Genomic DNA, 18767 nt, shown 5'->3' with positions numbered 1-18767 from the left:
TAATTACTATTTCTTTTAAACCTTAATATTTGACGATTCTACAACTGAGTATCTTGTTTTCATATTTAAAAATTTCTGTTCGAAATAATAATAACTCACATGAGCCATTATTAGAGAACTTACCAGAACACTTAAAAAAATTATTACCACATTTAACAGTTCGTTCGAGAAAAAATGAAAATCTATAAATTTATAAAATCCAACAATAAAAAGAGGGTGGTAAACATATAAACCAAAGGATAGCTTTCCTATATAAGAAAAAAGTGGATTCTCCAAATTAACAATTCTATTTTTTATTTTTATTTGTCCTATTATAATGATTAATGTTACAACTTCAATAACAAATATTTCTATAATAGAGTTAAAAAAGATAAATTTATTAACAACAAGTAAAAGAACTATAATCCAACAAGAAATTTGCAACAACCTGTTATTTAATATATCAATGATTTTATTATTACGATGAACTAAAAATGCCCCTAGCGCTCCAATTAACATACAATCAAACCTATTGACCACAGAAAATAGAGCCATTAAAGAAAAAGGTGAAACATACCATATAAAAACACGAGCCACTGAAAGTACGATTATTACCGATAGTACACATACTACAAAGTTACGTCTTACAAAAAAAAGGAATAAAACTGGCCAAAATAAATAAAACTGTTCTTCCACACTGATTGACCATAGATGATTCATTGCAAGATAGCTCTGAGATTTTATAAATGGAACATTCGCAAAAAAAGTAAGATAATAAACTAAATTAAGATCTGGCACAATATATTTCCAAAGAATAATCAAGGTCATTGATATATATAAAAAGTACAATGGCCATATCCGAAGTATTCTTCTCATATAAAATTTACCAATATTAATAAAGGAAGTTTTATCGTATTCTTTCAATAACAAGTAGGTAATCAGAAAACCACTCAAAACGAAAAACATTGTAACACCGTGTTCACCGAGGCTCCAACTATCTTGATTACCATTTTTGTCAAAACCAAAAAGAGATATGTTGAACATTTTAAATTCTCGCAAAGAAAGATTAATATGCGACAATAAAACACCAAGAGCAGCTATTGTTCTAATACCATTTAATCCATTTAAAAAAATAGGCTTATTTTCCATTGTTACATGTTATGAAATTTATCAAATAAAATTATTGTACCGATATATTATTAATACTCTTTGATATCTTCGTAAAATCAGCTTTACTCGATTTTACCTTATTGCTGCCCATTATTTTCAATTTAATATTATTATTGGGACTATTATTAGGTACGAAGAATCCCGACGAAACAGAACCAGACCAATTCGGATTATTAATCAATATCTCTCCATTCAAATTTTTCCATTGTTTCTTGTTATCTCCAGGATAAAACGCCATGCCATATTTTGAATATAAGTCCACATGATTATTAATTTGAATATTCACATCCCTTTTGCTAAATCCAGGCAAATTCATCAATGCAATTAAAATCCCTCGATTAAAATTGTTATAAGTAATTGGGTCATTTAATTTTATTTCATCAACAATGTGGCTATTCTTATCTGGTTCAATATCAATTCCAGCCATTGGTGCTGTGCCATAAGTGTTTGTCGCAAGCAAATTGTTTATTGTTATATTTTTCGCATATACTATAGATACCCCATTTCTTCTATTATAGTCCACGTGTACGCGGTTCAATAAAATATCTTGAGAATAATCATCTAAGTATACACCATCACCCCAACAATGCGAGATATAAGCGTTACTTATTAAGATATTTCTTGAGCCTCTTATAGAAATTCCCATTCCAAACTCGCCGGATTTACCGATATGGGACTCTCGATCTCCTTTTAAACTAGCAAAATAAACTTTGGTATCTCGGAGATTATACAGTCTTAAAATTTGGTAGTCAATTCTACTAGACTTCTCCAATATAATTTTGGAATATTTATTGAAGATCACTATACTATTACTCTTCAAAGCAATGCCTTTGTCGTTAATCTTTACAGGAAAATTCGGAAAAATCACGTTCTGATAATTATCTATTCCCTTTTGTAGAAATTGAGTATAATCAACAGAACCATCCGTGACATAGGGACGAGGCAAAGCTTTAGTCAGATCATATAAATTATTCGTTGAAGCAATAATCCTTTTCCTAGACTCGTCGCTAACTTCATAAGGTTTCAAAATATTAATTGGAATATTTCGATAAACAAACTTCGACTGTGCATTCGCAACGATATTTGCAAATAAAATACAAATACATAAAACACCATTTTTCATACTAATAAGATTTATACTCCTCTAACAAGCAATTCCAAACAAATTTCTTATCAAATTTATTTATTATATTATTTTTCGCATTTCTCCCCATCTCTAATAGATTGTATTTTCCTACGATCATTTTCTCCATTTCTTGCTTTAAACATTTTTCATTTCTAGGTTCAATAATTACACCATTATATAAATTTGAAATTATCTCATTAGAACCATTGATATTAGTTACTATACTAGGTAAGCACATAGCTCCTGCCTGCAACACTACATTTGGGAAGCCTTCTCTATAGCTCGGAAAAACAAATACATCCGCAAGCTTTAAGTAGGGACGTATATCTTTTTTAAATCCAACATGAACAATCCTCGAATTATTGCCAATCAAATGTAAAGTACTATCATCTATAGGATCTAAATCAAAATCACCAACCAATATTAACTTCACATTTTTATATCCCTTACTTAATTCATCAAAACATTTTATTAATTCATTTATGCCTTTATCTCGAACTAAACGACCCACAAAAACAAAAGTAAATTCTCCCGGATTACTACGGCATTCTATTTTAGTTTCCTCAGAAACGTTGACATTCAAAGAGTCAAAATACTCTATGTCAACTCCATTTACGTTACCGTTTCCAATAATCTTTAGAGGTTTATTCGTTACAGAATAATTTATGAGATCGTTTTTTACACCTAATCCCTCGGGATAGACATGAGTCGCACAATAGCACAATAATTTGTCCATAGCAATAAGAATGGTCTTTATAAGTCCGCTTTTAGTAGGAAATATTAACCCAGTAAAGGTGTGACACCTTATAGGGCATCCCGCAAAATACGCTGCTAGCATTGATAATAAACCAGCTTTGGGTGTAATAGAGTGTACTATATCGGGTTTTTCCTTTTTAAAAAGACGATATAACATTATCAAAGAAATCAAGTCTTTTATAGGGGATATTTTTCTTTCTATTTTTATTGATTTCGTTTTTACTCCTTCTCTCTCTTTTACTGTCTCTAAAGAATCTCCGGGTGAAGATACAGCCAAAACATCAAAAAAATTATTAAGAAAACGCAATTGACCTTTTAATAATAGATCTAGAGAAATTGGAACTGTAGAAACCCTAATCACTTTTTTTTTCATCATATTATCTAATTTTCGTATTCTAGAAGCTTAACAAAATTATCGAATATTTTGTTAATTGAATAACAATTAGATCTTTCGATACTCTTCAATGAATACATCTTTAATACTGATTGATGACTGAACAGATATGTTAGTGCTCTTGCTAAACCTTCATCATCATTCACATTAACTAGAATTCCATACTTAGCTAAAAAATATTTTCCGGGCTCAATTTCAACTTGCGAATTCTCATTTAAAATCTCCAAAGGTCCCGAAAGACAATTTGTGGAGATAACTGGTAAGCCAACTGCCATTGCCTCAATTAAAGCATTTGGGAAACCTTCAGAATTTGATGTCATTACGAAAACATCAAATTCTAGAATCTTATTGTAGACATCTCCAACATTTCCCCAAAACTTTATTCTATTTTGAAGTCCCAATCTTTTACCTAACGAATATAAATTTTCCCTTTCTTGTCCGTCACCAAGGAAATTTACGAACAATTCCAAGTCATCAATTCGTTTCATCGATTTAATAAGCATACTTTGATTTTTCGTAGGTATTAATCGCCCAACACTTACAATCTGTAGCATTTCTAAATCCAAATAATTTGTTTCCTTTTTTGTTACTTCAGGAAGCAATATCGGGTTGTAAATAACAGACATTCTAGCATTTATATTAAAGTTCTCTTTTAGATCCTTATTAATCCATAATGAATTAGAAAAAAGTACATCAGCTTTATTATACAATAAAGGAATTAAAACTTTATATAAATAATATCTATATCTTGAAGAATTGTATTCAATGGAAGGATAGTTTCGTTCACTCATAATTACCCGTAACCTTTTTCCATACATGAATTTCATAGTTCCATTTAGAAAATTAGGCCTTGTTAAAAACGAAACAGAAACTTCGATCTTCTTTCTTCTAATTAAGTTCCAATATTTCCAAATAAAAACAGGAAACAAAAAAATCTTTTCTAAAATCGAAAGCGATTTTTTAGAAGAGAGTATGACAACCTCCAAATCTTCTGGCAATTCAAAATGAAAATTATTATAGAATAAAACCAGAATAACCTTGTTATTTCTCATCAATTTAGGAGTGAGTAGGCTGATAACTTTCTCAGCACCACCACTCCCCATAGACATTGCTAAAATCGCGATCTTCTTCTGTACGTTGCCTTCCATTTTTAAATAATTGTCTGTTCAAAACACGATCTCACTTTATCAGCGATCACATTTACATCAAAATTTTCTAAAACAACTCTGTAACCATTTTCTCCCATTCTTGATTGTAAATCAGATGAATTAATTATATTTTCCATTGATGAAATCCAATCATCTTTACTATCAGCGCCAAAGCCAACCTCATTTATTTTTAATACCTCCTCATTCATGCCATAAGGAGAGACTACTACAGGTAATTTTCCCGCCATATAACACAGCATTTTATAACTACATTTTCCTTTAGAAAATTCATCATCTGCAATTGGCATAATTCCGAGATTCGCTGAAACAATAGAACTAAATTCAATTTCCTTTGACCAAGCTTCGTAAAGAAAATCCTTCTCTTCAAGAATCGAAAATAGAGGTCGTTCATTGGAGATAATTTTAATTTTAACAAATGGGTACTTATCAACTATATATTTTAAAGCACTTTCAATTTTATAGAGATATTTATAATTAGAACTTGTACCAGTCCAAAGGATTTCGAAATACTCTTTAGATTTTTCCACTATACTATTGTCATATTTTGAAATATCAACAGCTGTCGGAATAATATCTATATTTTTGTTAAATTTAGAAAAATGGTTAGCTAAGTAATTATTACCACAAATAATTCTTTCAGAAATTAATGCAATTTTCTCTGCAAATCCATTAGTGTTACCAAGAAAAATCGCATCGTCTACATCAAACACAATAGGTTTCATTAAAAATCTTTCAAAAGTAAAATGCTTAGAGAACAAAGGTTTTTGCAGCCACGACACATCACATTTTGGTTGATCTTTTAATAGTATCTTAGTAAAATTTTCAGTTAGATTACTAGCTGCCCATTGAATTTGATTTAACTTCCCCGGAGGTGGATAAGCACCACTTTTCGAATAAAATTCATTGACTTCAACATCTTGCTCCTTCAAATATGGTATCAATTGCCTAACCCTATATCTAGCACTCGGAGTGACTAGACCCGTAGTAAAAGCATTTACAGATATTTTATTTCTCATAGTGCACAGTAAGATAGTTTATATACACAATTATAAAAGGTATCAAAAATAAGAAACGAGTATTAATTAATATTGGATACCCAATTTCAAAAATTATAATTACTAAAAATAAAACAAGTCCAAGATTTCGATTAATTACATTCGCCTTAATAAAACGGTAAAAAGAATAATAGATAACCAAAGTTAAAACGATTGTCCCCCTCAATGTATATAAAATAAACCCTGAATCGGAATAATATAATTTATCAGAAACGGTCAATCCCACAGGAGAGAAAGGATTATTTAGAATATAATTAATAGTTGGTAATAATGGAGATTGCGTTGAATATCTGGCAGAAAACCCATTTTTATCGCTACTTAGAATACTATCAACATTAAATGAAAAGAATAGCTCTCTTATGCTATCATTACCCATCAAAAAAACAAGAAATATTATGAAAACACCTAATATAGGCAATAAAGTTAATCTCTTTTGTTTTCCCAAATAAAAGAATAGCAATATAATCGAGATTCCACAATAAAAAATTGATGTATTAGATCTTATAAAAAATAACAATACCAGCAAAATCATAGAATTAACAAAATAAATGATCTTGGCTGTCTTATTGAATGTCCAAAGATTTAGAAAAAAAAACAAGAAAATAAATAACGCTGCGACTGAGTGAGTTGCAAAAGTAATTACGGGTTTCCTTAGAGCCAACATATTTGGCACAAGATCGTCATAACTCGCCGTATAATTTCTTTTAATGAAATTGACAATAAATTCATTTTGCAATACAATTCCTCCTCCAAGAATAATAATTATAAATGTAATAAGGGTAAATGAAAGCTGGATATGTTTATAACTATTTACTTCTTTCAAATTCAGGAAGAAAGATAACGTTAGCAAGAAAAAGCTTGGGAAAATACCAAATGAATACGTAGGAAATGTGGTTGAAGCTGTTATTGTAAATAATATTAGTAAAATATTTACCAATAAAAAAGCAACTATATTCCAACTGGTACCAGCTTTCGGTATAAAAAAATAGCAACAGAAAAGAAGAACAAAGGCAAAGTAATAATATTGGATATTTGTTATCTCCCCAACAGATGTTGGAAAGAGAACTCCTAAAAATAATAGGGGAACAAATATCCATTTCCTTATATAGTTTATCATTTTTATATAGTCTTTAAAACAGTTGCGGGAGCCCCTGCAACTATACTATTTGCAACAATACTTTTAGTGACAACTGAATTAGCCCCGATAATCACATTATCCCCGATAATCACATTCGCCAGTATACTAACATTTTGACCAATCCAAACATTATCTCCGATAATAACAGGGCCTTTTGAAGATAATTCCCGTTTCTCAGGAGCTAGTGTAACATCACCAAAATCAGATCTACCATGTGCATGATCTGATATAAATACGTTACTGGCCATCAATACATTAGAACCTATCTCAATCTTGTTTATCGCGACAATTTGGCAATTTGGATTTATGATCACATTGTCTCCAATTATTATTTTTGGAGAAAATTGACCATTTCTATAATGGTCAATTGCTTGCAATCTTAATCTACTCCCAGCCTGAAATGATTTGCCAATTTCGATATATTCCAATCCCTTTATAACACTAGGATACTGAAATCTTGAGAATCCGTCTGTTTTCCTTAATTTTCTATTCACTGAGTGTGATATTAAATGGCTGTACATGCTATTTAGATATGAAAAAAAACGGTAACCAAAGATATGAGACAATAATTTTATAATAATCATAAGCCAATATTTAGTTTTTTCTTAATGAAATTTAAATATGATTTGTTAGTAATCAATACTATGATAAAATAACATATAATTCCCAAAACTATTTTAAGAAATAACATTACAATAGTATTAGCTTGCCCAAATAGCTTCATAACAATAAACATTAATACTGCATATCCAACACTTTTAAACAATTCTTTATACACCAATGGTATTTCTATTAATCGAGAAGTTATTAAATAGGTTAGTATAACCGCTGTAGAGTTCACAAAAAGACCTGTCCAGATTGCTGCAATATATCCGTATCTAGGAATAAATATAATGTTTAAAACAATATTCATAAAAGCTACCAATAGCAAGATTAACATTTGATATTTTGTTTCCTTTTTTAAATAAAAAAACAAATCAAAATAGTAGCTTTTCAAACCTATAATAAAAGCATTTAAAGAGACTATGGGTAGAACTAATGCATCTAACTTCTTGAAATTTTCACCAAGAAGAAGGTCAGTTAAATCTTTGGAACAAGTTAGGAAAATAACTACCACAGGCAACGAAACCAAAAACAACATGTTCAAAGATTGGTTCATATGTTTTTTTAGTTCCTGAGTATTTCCATTTTCGGAGTATAGTTTTATTGCAATTGGAGTAGCTGATGTAGCTGCAATTGCAATAAAAACCCCAATACTCTGCTGACTAAAATCAAATCCTAAAGAGAAAAGCCCTGTCTCTTCAATAGACCTATAATATCCTATAATAAATCTGCTAGAATATGATAATAAAAAACTTAATCCAGCAGATGCTGTCAAAGGTATACTATATGCCAGAATTTGCTTCAAAAGTGAATTATCATACTTATTTAAGCGTAAAGTGAATTTCTGCTTTAAAACAATCCAAGAGTATATAAATGGAAGAAAATAACCTACTATCAAACCAATCAAAAGTGATTTATAACCTAAACCCAGGTGTATAAAAAAAATACTAATAGAAATTGTTAAAATAGATTTACCGATATTGGCAATACTGAAATAAATAGGTTTAAGATCTGTAACAAAAATTTGAGTAATCAATGTGAATAGGTATTGCAATATAATTACGCATAAAATCAGAGTTATAGTATTAGGTTTGAATTCTTTAACCACACCAGTGTTTGCCGCTATAAATAGAATAATTCCAAGGATTGATATAAAAAGAATATTTAAAACTGCGGTCTTCTGTGTAAAGTCCAAAAAATATTCTCTTCGATTCTCAACTACAAATTCAGGTAAATATCTTGACATACCATATCGGAACCAATCGAAAAAAATAATATTAACAATTCCTGCTATACTCACGATCAATGAATAATAACCATAGTCATTGGCAGTTAAATGCTTAGAAAAATATAATATCCCTAAAAATGTTACTAAACCAGGTAACCCTTTCCCTAGAAAATATATTACAGTATGTCTTATAAAAGTATTCATCTAATTATAAGCTTGACAAGTATTCTCCATAACCGCTTTTTCTTAATGGCTCTGCAATTTCAAGCAATTTCTTTTTGTCAATATATCCCATTCGATAGGCGACCTCCTCAATGCATCCTATTTTGAGCCCTTGCCGCTCTTCTATCACTTGCACAAACTGTCCTGCTTGTATTAAGGACTGAATAGTGCCCGTATCTAGCCAAGCTGTACCTCTATCAAATACACCAACTTTTAGTTTTCCTCTATGCAAGTATTCTCTGTTTATGTCAGTGATTTCTAATTCGCCTCTTGAAGATGGTTTAATATTTTTTGCAATTTCTATCACGTCATTATCGTAGAAATACAACCCTGGTACCGCGTAGTTTGATTTTGGTAAATGCGGCTTCTCTTCTATCGAAACCACATTCTGATTAACATCAAATTCAACAACGCCATAACGCTCAGGATCGTTGACAGGGTAAGCAAATACATAACCTCCATCAGGATTGGCACAAGCCTGTAACAATTTAGACATTCCCGAACCGTAGAATATATTATCACCCAAAATTAATGCAACATTATCTTTGCCAATAAATTCCTCGCCCAAAATAAATGCTTGGGCTAACCCATCTGGGCTGGGTTGCTCTATATATTCGAATCTACACCCAATCTGGCTTCCATCTCCAAGTAGCTTTTTAAAGTTTGGCAAATCCTGTGGGGTCGAAATAATCAATATTTCATTTATACCTGCTAACATCAGTGTTGATAATGGATAATAAATCATCGGCTTGTCATACACCGGCATGAGTTGTTTTGAAACAGCTAAAGTTAATGGATGTAAACGAGTACCAGAACCTCCAGCTAATATTATTCCTTTCATATCTATATCTCTTGATTATTTTTTGCCCTAAAGTTTCGCTAACATATGCGTTAAACTATCTTTCCAATCTGGAATCATTAATTTGAATGTTTCTCTAATTTTTTCTTTATCCAATAAAGAATAATTAGGTCTTCTCGCTGGAGTAGGATATTGTTCTGTCGATATCGGATTAATTCTACAGTCTAAACCATGCAGCTCCCGAATAGCCATAGCAAAATTATACCAGGAGATCTCACCTTCATTGGAAAAATGGTAAATACCTTTCTCCCACCGATCACTATGTGTAATCTTTAGAATAATCTGCGCTAAATCATGAGCGTAAGTCGGTGAACCTATCTGATCTGCAATAACAGAAATTTCGTCTCGTTCGATCATTAAACGAATCATCGTTTTCACAAAATTAGTACCGTATGTTGAGTACACCCACGCCGTGCGAATTATAATTGCGTCAGCCCCAGAGAAGACTACAGCCTCTTCTCCCTTTTGTTTAGTTAAACCATATATATTAATCGGATTAGTGGGTTCATCTTCCTTTAAAGGTGTACTACTATTTCCCTGAAATACATAATCTGTTGAAATATGAATAAGTTTCCTATTATTTTGTTTTGCCCATCTAGCCATTGTCGCCACAGCTTGATGATTGATAATATCAACCAATTCTGCTTCGGATTCTGCTTTATCTACTGCAGTATATGCTCCGCAGTTAACAATCAAATCTGGATTGACATTTTCGACAACTCTTAAAACTTGCGATAAATCGTCTAATGGCATTTCTACTCGGTCTAAGAAAATAAACGTATCATCAATATAGTTGATACTAAGTTCTTTTATTTCTGACCCCAATTGACCTGAGGCTCCCGTTACAAGTATTTTCATATTTTAAATTTTCGAACCGAAAACCTCTTTAAAACTTTGTGCGTCGTTATCCTTATCTGAAAAGATCAATTTTTCCACTGGCAACCGCCAATCAACACCAACAGTTGCATCTAAAGGATGAACCCCACACTCAGACTCTTTATTGTAAAAGTTATCACATTTATAAAAGAAAGTTGCTATATCACTCAGCACAACGAATCCATGTAAAAACCCACGGGGAACAAAAAGCTGAAGGTTATTTTCTACTGAAAGCTCTACAGCAATATGTTCCCCAAATGTAGGTGAATCTGGACGAACATCTACTGCTACGTCTAATACACTACCATGAAGAACACGAACCAATTTTGCTTGTGCGTGCTCTCCGCTCTGCGCATGCAGTCCTCGCAAAACGCCCTTAGAGGAAAATGACTGATTATCTTGTACAAAATGTGTATCTGTACCAGTCAGTGAACGAAAAGTTTTATCATTAAAGCTCTCAAAAAAATATCCACGGCTATCACCATATTTTACTGGCTCCAAAATAAAACAGCCTTTCAATTTTGTTTCCGTTGCTTTCATATTAGCCTTGATATTGTTTTTGATAGTAATTTTGATATTCTCCAGAAGCCACCTGGTCCAACCAATCTTGATTGCTAAGGTACCAATCGATTGTTTTAGAGAGTCCCTCTTCAAATGTCACAGAAGGTTGGTACCCCAGTTCCTTATTAATTTTGGAAGCATCAATTGCATAGCGAAAATCATGCCCAGGGCGATCTTTGACAAACGTAATCAATTTCGCTGCCGTTCCCTGAGGCCTCTTCAACTTTTCATCCACTTGTTTACAGAGCTCATTTACTAAATCAATATTTTGCCATTCGTTAAAACCACCGACATTATAAGATTCTCCTAATTTCCCATCATGGAAAACCAAATCAATGGCTTTGGCATGATCAATGACAAATAACCAATCTCTTGTGAACTTACCATCTCCATATATAGGAAGCGGCCTATTATTTAAAATATTGTGGATACAAAGAGGGATTAGCTTTTCCGGAAAATGGTTGGGTCCATAATTATTTGAACAATTGGTTAAAACAACTGGAAAATCATAAGTATCATGATATGCACGAACAAAATGATCGGATGAAGCCTTAGATGCAGAATATGGCGAGTGTGGATCATAAGATGTCTCTTCGGTAAATAGTCCAGTTTCGCCCAATGTACCATAAACTTCATCTGTTGAAACATGATGAAAACGCTTACCTTCAAAATTACCTTCCCAAATTATTTTTGCAGCGTTTAATAGATTGACCGTACCAATTACGTTTGTCATGACAAATGCCAAAGGATCTGCAATTGATCGATCTACATGTGATTCAGCCGCCAAATGAATAACTCCATCAGGTTGATACTCTCTAAATGTGGATAAAACTTTTTCTGCATCAGTAATATCTACTTTTACAAAAGTATAGTTTGTTAGATTCTCAATATCTTTTAAATTGGCCAAATTGCCAGCATATGTTAATGCATCAAGATTGACAATATGATAGCCAGGATATTTTAATACAAATTCGCGAACAACGTGTGAACCTATAAACCCCGCTCCACCAGTAATAATTATTGTTTTCTTCATATGCACAAGTTTATAAGCGAGAATCAGCCAATTGCGAAATTACTCCCTTTACATCGTAAATAATCGAGTTTTCCTTTTTCAGATTTTCAAAATCAATATTTAAGAACTCATTATGTGCAACCCCCAAAACAACTCCATCAAATCTCCTATTCGGCAATTCACATACACTCTCAATTCCATATTCATGTTCCACTTCCGCAGGATTCGCCCAGTGGTCATAAGTAGTTACAAGAATACCATAATCTTCCAATGCACGAATTACATCTACAATTTTGGTATTTCTAACATCAGGACAATTCTCCTTAAATGTAACACCCAACATCAATACCTCAGCACCATTTACGTTAATTCCCTTCTTAATCATCGTCTTTACAACTTGTGAAGCTACATATTCACCCATAGAATCGTTCAAACGACGACCTGCCAATATAATTTCCGGATGGTAGCCATGCTCTTGGGCCTTTTGTGCTAAATAATATGGATCTACTCCGATACAATGCCCTCCTACTAAACCAGGTTTAAATGGCAAAAAGTTCCATTTAGTTCCAGCAGCCTCTAATACAGCGTGTGTATCTATATTCAAAATATTGAAAATTTTTGCCAGCTCATTTACAAAAGCAATATTGATATCACGTTGTGAGTTTTCAATTACTTTGGCCGCTTCAGCAACTTTAATACATGGAGCTAAATGTGTACCTGCAGTAATTACCTCCTTGTAAACAGCATCTACTTCTTCACCAATCTCAGGAGTGGAACCCGAAGTTACTTTTAAAATTTTCTCAACCGTATGTTGTTTATCACCTGGATTGATTCGCTCTGGAGAATACCCTGCGAAGAAATCTTCGTTAAATTTTAAGCCAGAAATTTTTTCCAAGACTGGAATACATTCTTCTTCGGTAACACCTGGATATACTGTAGATTCATAAACAACAATATCACCCTTTTTCAAAACTTTACCTACTGTTTCTGAAGCCTTATACAAAGGAGTCAAATCTGGGCGGTTATTCTTATCAACAGGTGTAGGTACCGTAATGACATAGAAGTTTGCTTGTTCAATATCAGTTAGCTGATTTGAACAATACAACCCATTAATATTATTCGTATGTGGATTACCATTTGATAAAACTGCCTGAAGAATACTATCTTCTACTTCTAATGTCAAATCCTTTCCAGAACGCAGTTCATCAATACGTTTTTGGTTGATATCAAAACCGACAACCGGAAATTTTGTAGCAAATAATCTTGCTAATGGAAGGCCTACATAGCCTAATCCTATTACAGCTATTTTTTTTATCTTCATTTCATTAAAGTTTTTATTTTTAGCACGACATCATCTTCTATATCCTTGGCTATTATTCTTGCACCATAGTCATTTAAATGACCTTCATCATAATACATGATAGTATCTTTATTGAAGGGTACGATTTTTGTCCCATTTTCATATCTTAAGTTCATAATCCGAACATTGTTATACTTTTCCGAAATATCCTCAACATACATTGGTAAGGTTTTCAAAAAAACATTATACTTATTTTCCATTAAATCCTTTTTTAGAAAGCCTCGATTAATCTTTATAGGGTTTTTGTCTACAGTAGGAAAATCACTAAGTATAATAATTTCTTTGTTAGGATGAGTTTTAACAAAATTCTCCAGAGCTGAAGATAATGTTTGGATCTCATCCTTCCAAACTGAAGATACTATTATTAACTTACACTTTTCTACCTCTTCGTTTGTAATTTTTATCAATTTCTCGTATTGATTAAATAGCTTCAGATTGGAAAAATCCCGTCGTTGGATGCCCGGTATATTGGGATATTTGTCATTAGTTATTGTCCTAAAATTTAATCTATTTTGTTTACCAATTTCATCTAGTATGCTTTTATAAACTAATGCATGACTGTCTCCTATCAATAATATTGAATCCGTTGAAATTTGAATGTTCCCGATATATTGTACTTTTTTAAAAGATGCCCCGTGAGACTCGAGACCAAATGTTGGAGAACTAAATCTCTCTGGTATAGCCAAAACATCTCTATTTAGTCGCGGAGAAAGAAAAAAGACAGAGCCCAAAATCAGAAAAGAGATCCCATATATTACAAAAGCTTTTTTATTTGCTATTTTTCTATATTTTATTTCGATAAACTTGTAAGAAGTAATAGACAAAAGATAAGTAACTATCACTATTAAAAAGGACTCCCAAAAAGTAAAAGAATATCTATTATTGTAATATCTCAAAAACGCCATTATGACCCAATGCCATAAATAGACTGAATAAGAGATCTCTCCTATATGTACTAAAAATTTATTACTTAAAATTTTCTGATTAAATAATGAATCTTTAAAACATAATATCAATCCCGTTGCAATACAAGGGATCAAAACAATAATACCTGGGAAATTAAGAGTTTTTGAGAAAAATATACTAGAAAATAAGATTAAAAGAAAAGCCACCCCTACAAAAAAATCACCATATTTACCATATTTATTCACTAGAATTTTTCCAGTCAAAGCAAACACTACTCCAATCAAAAATTCTGGAATTCGTGATAATAAGGAGAAATACATCGTGTTTTTATTGTCTAAAAATGTGCTATTATAATAGGAATATCCCAACAGCAACAGAACGATCAAGATTGTAAAACTTAACAAAAATTCTCTTTTTACAACTTTAAGATAGATAGGTAATAAAAAATAAAATTGCATCTCTATAGACAATGTCCATGTATGCAGCAGAGGGTTTTCACTACTTTTTGCACCAAAATAATCATCAAGAGTTGCTAAGAAATAATTGGAGTTAAAAATAGCAGACCAAAAGACGTTCTTTCTTAATGTATTTATGTCTATACTTAGGTAAATAAATGTACCAACAACAGTCGTTATTATTAAAAAAACTAAGTAGACGGGTAATAATCGTCTAAATCTTCCCAAATAAAAATCCAAAAATCTGAAAGATCTCTGTTCGGAGTTGATGTTATTTAATACAATCTTTGAAACTAAATAGCCAGATATTACAAAAAAAATATCTACTCCAACAAAACCTCCGCTTAAATAAGCGGAATTTAAATGAAAAATAAATACCAATAATACAGCTAGAGCTCTCAGCCCTTGTATGTCATACCTATATTCCATTATTTTAAATTATCCCAATACCATTTTACTGCCTCTTTTAACCCTTCACGGATCACATGGGTAGGTTTATAGCCCAACAACTGGCGAGCCTTATCAATTGAAGCTAACGAATGTGGAATATCTCCTTGTCTATTCGGCCCATGAATAATCTCCACCTTCGCAATTTCAGCGTCGTATTCTGTCAAAAATTCCTTCAGGTAACCAACTAATTGATTTAGGGTTGTACGATCACCAACAGCCGTATTGTAAACCGTATTAACAGCCTCCAAATTATCTGTTGTCATCGCACGTTCATTCATCTGAATCACATTGTCAATGTAGGTAAAGTCACGAGAATAATCTCCAGTACCATTGATCACTGGACTTTCATGATTCATAAATTTCTTTACAAATAATGGAATAACTGCAGCATAGGCGCCATTTGGATCCTGACGGCGACCAAATACATTAAAATAACGAAGACCGATTGTTTCTAATCCGTAAGTTTTAGAGAAAATATCTGCATATAATTCATTGACATATTTTGTAATTGCATAAGGTGACAATGGCTTACCAATGATATCTTCCACTTTGGGAAGGCTTTCAGAATCTCCATAGGTAGAAGATGAAGCCGCGTAAATAAAACGTTTCACACCTGCATCACGCGCCGCTACCAACATATTTAAAAAACCAGTTACATTTACTTCATTGGACGTTTGCGGATCCTTGATCGAACGTGGTACAGATCCTAACGCTGCCTGATGTAAAACAAAGTCAGTACCTTCAACTGCTTTTTGGCAATCCGCATTATTACGAATATCACCCTCAATTAAAGTAAAATCCGGATTATCGCTATGCTGCACCAAATTATGGCGATGCCCTGTTGCGAAATTATCCAAGACAACAACTTGATGTCCTTTACCTAAAAAATGCTCTACGAGATTGGACCCTATAAATCCGGCCCCGCCAGTAATTAATATTTTACTCATCTTATTGAAAGTAATTATATAGTGGAATTATTTGTATACAAATTGATATAACGTTGCTCTCCCCGAGGTTCTTCAAAAGAAAGATTTACTTTCTTAGTCAATTTTTTACCAACCTTTTCCGCTAACTGCAATAAATATGCCTGATTTATATTTTCTCCTAAAATTAATACATCTATTTCTCCAGAATCTACCCCCGCAGCATAGTCCCCTAGTAGTCCAACTTCCTGAATATCTCCTGATTTCTGCAGAATATATTCCACGATTTCATCAATCCCTAGGTAGGTATGAATTAATTTTTGAAGTGGTTTAAACAAAGAGTGAGAAGTATTGGCTCTGTACAGAATTTTATTTTTGGATGTGTTTTTTTCCAAATACCCTGCTTCCGAAAGTTGATTAAGTTCCTTGCGAATGGCATTGGTCGACTCCTGAAACTCATCCGCTAGACCGCGCAAATGCCCCTGACTACTTGCAGAGACAAAAAACTTAATCAACAGTTTGAGCCGGGTTTTGGAAGTGATCAATGAATCCAACATCGGTTTAGTATTAATGAGTAACAAAAGTACTCAACACAGATCAGCTATGCAAATAAAGAAATTGTTAAATAATTACAAAAATCACCCAAACCTCATTTAGATTGCTGGTTGACAACCTTTAAAACAGTAGAATTCACGTGGAACATCAATCTGAAATGAATATAAAATGAGGTTCCTTGTAACAAGGAACCCTAAAAAAATAAAAAACAAGAGTTATTTTGACACAATTAAATCTCAGCTTCTTGATAGAGATCTGAAATAGGTAAAGTTGCTGTAAATGATTCCGGCCTATTTTGCTCAAAATTTAATACACCTGAGATAGTTACCCGTCCACCGGTTAAGTTTTCAATCTTTGCTGTTTTCCTATTGACCTTAAAACGAACAGAAACATCAGATTTTGTATTATCTTTCCGTTCAAACGGAATAACCAAAATTTGCTCCAAATTAACATCCAAAGCTGAATGTAATGGCTTTACTTTTCGAATAACAATATTCTTTAGCCGGTCATCATTTCGTTCGGCTTTGAAGACAAACACCCCACTTCTGGCGTTTCGATCCCCACTATATTGCCCTGGACGCTCCTGAAACATATAGCTTACAGTCATTCCAACGCTTCTATTAAATCGTTGTTCCTGTTGTCTTTTCCTCCAGAAAAGATAACCTCCTAAAAATAAAAAAATAAGTATGGCTATGGTCATCATATCAATATGTTGGTTAAAATTAAATGACTAAGGTGTTGCACACATCGGTGCTATTAAACAAAACCAAATATCAGATATTACTATTAATTCAACATTAAATCGACCAGGGACAAATAAGGGACATTTGAGAATGCACTTGCAAACAACCAGCTATGAAGATTAACTTTTTGTTAACAAAGTACCTTACGGGTATAGCTTTGAATAAAAAGTACAATTCCGAAACAAAGGAGCCGGATCATGTTATGAACCGGCTCCTTTATCAATCTAGTCAATCAGTTTGGACTGATGTCGCTCTAAGGTATTATATATTTTTTTGACGTCCTGCGACTTTTCTTTCTGTAGTACAAGAATGGCATCTTTGGTATGAACAAGTATACTATCTTTTAAACCAACAAAGGCGGTATAGACGTCTGTACCAATCACCATATTCCCATTTTCATCCACAGGATGCCCTGTCTGCTTCAGATAATCATACATGGATTCAAAGGATCCGAGATCTGACCATTGAAAACTCGTGGCAACTACACGAATTTTTTTAGACCGTTCCATTACGGCATAATCAATGGAAATGGATGGAATTTCTTTCGACAAAGTCAGGTCAAGCTCCCCATCCTGGCGATGCTGCCAGGCATTAAACGCTGTTGCATATACCTTGGGTTCAAAATTCTGTAATTCACTCAGGAAAGTATCTGCACGAAAGCAAAACATCCCCGAATTCCACAGAAAATTGCCTCGCTCTATAAAATCCTCTGCGGTATCCTGATTGGGCTTCTCTCGAAAAGACAATACCTTATCATCTTTGTATTCAATATATCCGTAACCTGTTTCAGGTCGTGTTGGCTGAATACCAAAAGTGACAATATAGCCTTTATTAGCTTTTTCTATCCCAGCTTGGATGGATTTTGCATAGGCCTCATCCCCCACAATAACATGATCCGATGGTGTTACTATCAGAATATCATCAGGTTGAGCCGCAAAGGCTGCAAATGCAATTGCCGCAGCGGTATTACGTGGAGTGGCTTCAACAATATCAATATAGTCCACTTTATTGTTTTCCATCACCTCACGGCTCAGACCATGATTGTCACGATTGCCCACGACAATCACCTGACCGCACAAGGACTGATTGCGCTTTATCGTCATCTCAAATAAAGATCCCTCTTTGAACAAAGAAAGATACTGTTTTGGATAACTCTTACGTGATAAAGGCCAAAGACGGCTACCAACACCTCCAGTCAATACCACATGAATAATATTACTCATTGTT

Annotated in this window: 18 protein-coding genes; all 18 read right to left on the bottom strand. The window is 33.0% G+C overall.

All coding sequences use genetic code 11. The features are described from left to right. Positions 1 to 15 precede the first annotated feature (15 nt). The 18 genes from LC454_RS20040 to LC454_RS19955 all read right to left on the bottom strand — a co-directional run bounded on the left by LC454_RS20040 (position 16) and on the right by LC454_RS19955 (position 18763). On the bottom strand, positions 16 to 1128 hold the full coding sequence (locus tag LC454_RS20040) for an acyltransferase family protein (protein ID WP_223584180.1): 1113 nt from the start codon (positions 1126 to 1128) through the stop codon (positions 16 to 18). A 31-nt stretch (positions 1129 to 1159) separates the two neighbouring features. Continuing rightward, positions 1160 to 2272, bottom strand: coding sequence for a right-handed parallel beta-helix repeat-containing protein (locus tag LC454_RS20035; protein ID WP_223584179.1), 1113 nt, complete (start codon positions 2270 to 2272; stop codon positions 1160 to 1162). A gap of 1 nt (position 2273) precedes the next feature. Then, on the bottom strand, positions 2274 to 3407 hold the full coding sequence (locus LC454_RS20030; RefSeq protein ID WP_223584178.1) for a glycosyltransferase family 4 protein: 1134 nt from the start codon (positions 3405 to 3407) through the stop codon (positions 2274 to 2276). A 5-nt stretch (positions 3408 to 3412) separates the two neighbouring features. After that, positions 3413 to 4573 (bottom strand): glycosyltransferase, encoded by a 1161-nt coding sequence (locus tag LC454_RS20025; RefSeq protein ID WP_223584177.1) that lies wholly within the window; start codon positions 4571 to 4573, stop codon positions 3413 to 3415. Between the two features lie 2 nt (positions 4574 to 4575). Beyond that, a complete protein-coding gene (locus LC454_RS20020) occupies positions 4576 to 5610 on the bottom strand; it encodes a hypothetical protein (RefSeq protein ID WP_223584176.1) in 1035 nt (344 codons plus the stop codon). Beyond that, entirely contained in the window at positions 5600 to 6766 is a 1167-nt protein-coding gene (locus tag LC454_RS20015; RefSeq protein ID WP_223584175.1) for a hypothetical protein, read from the bottom strand. Before LC454_RS20015 ends, LC454_RS20020 begins: the two co-directional genes overlap by 11 nt. Positions 6767 to 6768: 2 nt before the next feature. Further along, the gene (locus LC454_RS20010) at positions 6769 to 7371 is read right to left on the bottom strand and encodes a DapH/DapD/GlmU-related protein (RefSeq protein WP_223584174.1); all 603 of its coding nucleotides are present in this window, start codon (positions 7369 to 7371) and stop codon (positions 6769 to 6771) included. Further along, positions 7368 to 8822, bottom strand: coding sequence for an oligosaccharide flippase family protein (locus LC454_RS20005; RefSeq protein WP_223584173.1), 1455 nt, complete (start codon positions 8820 to 8822; stop codon positions 7368 to 7370). The genes LC454_RS20010 and LC454_RS20005 overlap by 4 nt, the downstream gene beginning before the upstream one ends. A gap of 4 nt (positions 8823 to 8826) precedes the next feature. Next, a complete protein-coding gene (gene rfbA, locus LC454_RS20000) occupies positions 8827 to 9681 on the bottom strand; it encodes a glucose-1-phosphate thymidylyltransferase RfbA (protein ID WP_223584172.1) in 855 nt (284 codons plus the stop codon). Positions 9682 to 9708: 27 nt separating this feature from the next. Continuing rightward, positions 9709 to 10557 (bottom strand): dTDP-4-dehydrorhamnose reductase, encoded by an 849-nt coding sequence (rfbD, locus tag LC454_RS19995; protein WP_223584171.1) that lies wholly within the window; start codon positions 10555 to 10557, stop codon positions 9709 to 9711. 3 nt (positions 10558 to 10560) lie between these two features. Next, positions 10561 to 11115: a dTDP-4-dehydrorhamnose 3,5-epimerase gene (rfbC, locus tag LC454_RS19990; RefSeq protein WP_223584170.1), complete on the bottom strand. Its 555-nt coding sequence runs from the start codon at positions 11113 to 11115 to the stop codon at positions 10561 to 10563. 1 nt (position 11116) lies between these two features. Further along, positions 11117 to 12169 (bottom strand): dTDP-glucose 4,6-dehydratase, encoded by a 1053-nt coding sequence (rfbB, locus tag LC454_RS19985; protein WP_223584169.1) that lies wholly within the window; start codon positions 12167 to 12169, stop codon positions 11117 to 11119. Positions 12170 to 12179: 10 nt separating this feature from the next. Further along, entirely contained in the window at positions 12180 to 13469 is a 1290-nt protein-coding gene (locus LC454_RS19980; protein ID WP_223584168.1) for a nucleotide sugar dehydrogenase, read from the bottom strand. Beyond that, positions 13466 to 15298, bottom strand: coding sequence for an acyltransferase family protein (locus LC454_RS19975; RefSeq protein WP_223584167.1), 1833 nt, complete (start codon positions 15296 to 15298; stop codon positions 13466 to 13468). Before LC454_RS19975 ends, LC454_RS19980 begins: the two co-directional genes overlap by 4 nt. Continuing rightward, positions 15298 to 16266, bottom strand: coding sequence for an SDR family oxidoreductase (locus LC454_RS19970; protein ID WP_223584166.1), 969 nt, complete (start codon positions 16264 to 16266; stop codon positions 15298 to 15300). The genes LC454_RS19975 and LC454_RS19970 overlap by 1 nt, the downstream gene beginning before the upstream one ends. Positions 16267 to 16280: 14 nt before the next feature. Further along, on the bottom strand, positions 16281 to 16799 hold the full coding sequence (locus LC454_RS19965; protein ID WP_223584165.1) for an ArsR family transcriptional regulator: 519 nt from the start codon (positions 16797 to 16799) through the stop codon (positions 16281 to 16283). Between the two features lie 227 nt (positions 16800 to 17026). Further along, on the bottom strand, positions 17027 to 17404 hold the full coding sequence (locus tag LC454_RS19960) for a hypothetical protein (protein ID WP_223584164.1): 378 nt from the start codon (positions 17402 to 17404) through the stop codon (positions 17027 to 17029). 360 nt (positions 17405 to 17764) lie between these two features. Beyond that, positions 17765 to 18763 carry a mannose-1-phosphate guanylyltransferase gene (locus LC454_RS19955; protein WP_223584163.1) on the bottom strand — a complete coding sequence of 333 codons (999 nt, stop codon included), beginning with the start codon at positions 18761 to 18763 and terminating at the stop codon, positions 17765 to 17767. Between the last annotated feature and the right edge of the window lie 4 nt (positions 18764 to 18767).

It is taken from the genome of Sphingobacterium sp. GVS05A (assembly GCF_019969845.1).
In the GTDB taxonomy this organism is placed as follows: domain Bacteria; phylum Bacteroidota; class Bacteroidia; order Sphingobacteriales; family Sphingobacteriaceae; genus Sphingobacterium.
This window is presented reverse-complemented; position numbering and strand designations above follow the sequence as displayed.

What these genes read in the sequence shown, in the direction of transcription:
- LC454_RS19970 (WP_223584166.1), bottom strand. Translation starts at nt 16,266, where the DNA reads ATGAGTAAAATATTAATTACTGGCGGGGCCGGATTTATAGGGTCCAAT.
- rfbB (WP_223584169.1), bottom strand. Translation starts at nt 12,169, where the DNA reads ATGAAGAAAACAATAATTATTACTGGTGGAGCGGGGTTTATAGGTTCA.
- LC454_RS19980 (WP_223584168.1), bottom strand. Translation starts at nt 13,469, where the DNA reads ATGAAGATAAAAAAAATAGCTGTAATAGGATTAGGCTATGTAGGCCTT.
- LC454_RS19975 (WP_223584167.1), bottom strand. Translation starts at nt 15,298, where the DNA reads ATGGAATATAGGTATGACATACAAGGGCTGAGAGCTCTAGCTGTATTA.
- LC454_RS20040 (WP_223584180.1), bottom strand. Translation starts at nt 1,128, where the DNA reads ATGGAAAATAAGCCTATTTTTTTAAATGGATTAAATGGTATTAGAACA.
- LC454_RS20005 (WP_223584173.1), bottom strand. Translation starts at nt 8,822, where the DNA reads ATGAATACTTTTATAAGACATACTGTAATATATTTTCTAGGGAAAGGG.
- LC454_RS19960 (WP_223584164.1), bottom strand. Translation starts at nt 17,404, where the DNA reads ATGACTGTAAGCTATATGTTTCAGGAGCGTCCAGGGCAATATAGTGGG.
- LC454_RS20035 (WP_223584179.1), bottom strand. Translation starts at nt 2,272, where the DNA reads ATGAAAAATGGTGTTTTATGTATTTGTATTTTATTTGCAAATATCGTT.
- LC454_RS20010 (WP_223584174.1), bottom strand. Translation starts at nt 7,371, where the DNA reads ATGATTATTATAAAATTATTGTCTCATATCTTTGGTTACCGTTTTTTT.
- rfbC (WP_223584170.1), bottom strand. Translation starts at nt 11,115, where the DNA reads ATGAAAGCAACGGAAACAAAATTGAAAGGCTGTTTTATTTTGGAGCCA.
- LC454_RS20030 (WP_223584178.1), bottom strand. Translation starts at nt 3,407, where the DNA reads ATGATGAAAAAAAAAGTGATTAGGGTTTCTACAGTTCCAATTTCTCTA.
- LC454_RS20025 (WP_223584177.1), bottom strand. Translation starts at nt 4,573, where the DNA reads ATGGAAGGCAACGTACAGAAGAAGATCGCGATTTTAGCAATGTCTATG.
- LC454_RS19955 (WP_223584163.1), bottom strand. Translation starts at nt 18,763, where the DNA reads ATGAGTAATATTATTCATGTGGTATTGACTGGAGGTGTTGGTAGCCGT.
- rfbD (WP_223584171.1), bottom strand. Translation starts at nt 10,557, where the DNA reads ATGAAAATACTTGTAACGGGAGCCTCAGGTCAATTGGGGTCAGAAATA.
- LC454_RS20020 (WP_223584176.1), bottom strand. Translation starts at nt 5,610, where the DNA reads ATGAGAAATAAAATATCTGTAAATGCTTTTACTACGGGTCTAGTCACT.
- LC454_RS20015 (WP_223584175.1), bottom strand. Translation starts at nt 6,766, where the DNA reads ATGATAAACTATATAAGGAAATGGATATTTGTTCCCCTATTATTTTTA.
- LC454_RS19965 (WP_223584165.1), bottom strand. Translation starts at nt 16,799, where the DNA reads ATGTTGGATTCATTGATCACTTCCAAAACCCGGCTCAAACTGTTGATT.
- rfbA (WP_223584172.1), bottom strand. Translation starts at nt 9,681, where the DNA reads ATGAAAGGAATAATATTAGCTGGAGGTTCTGGTACTCGTTTACATCCA.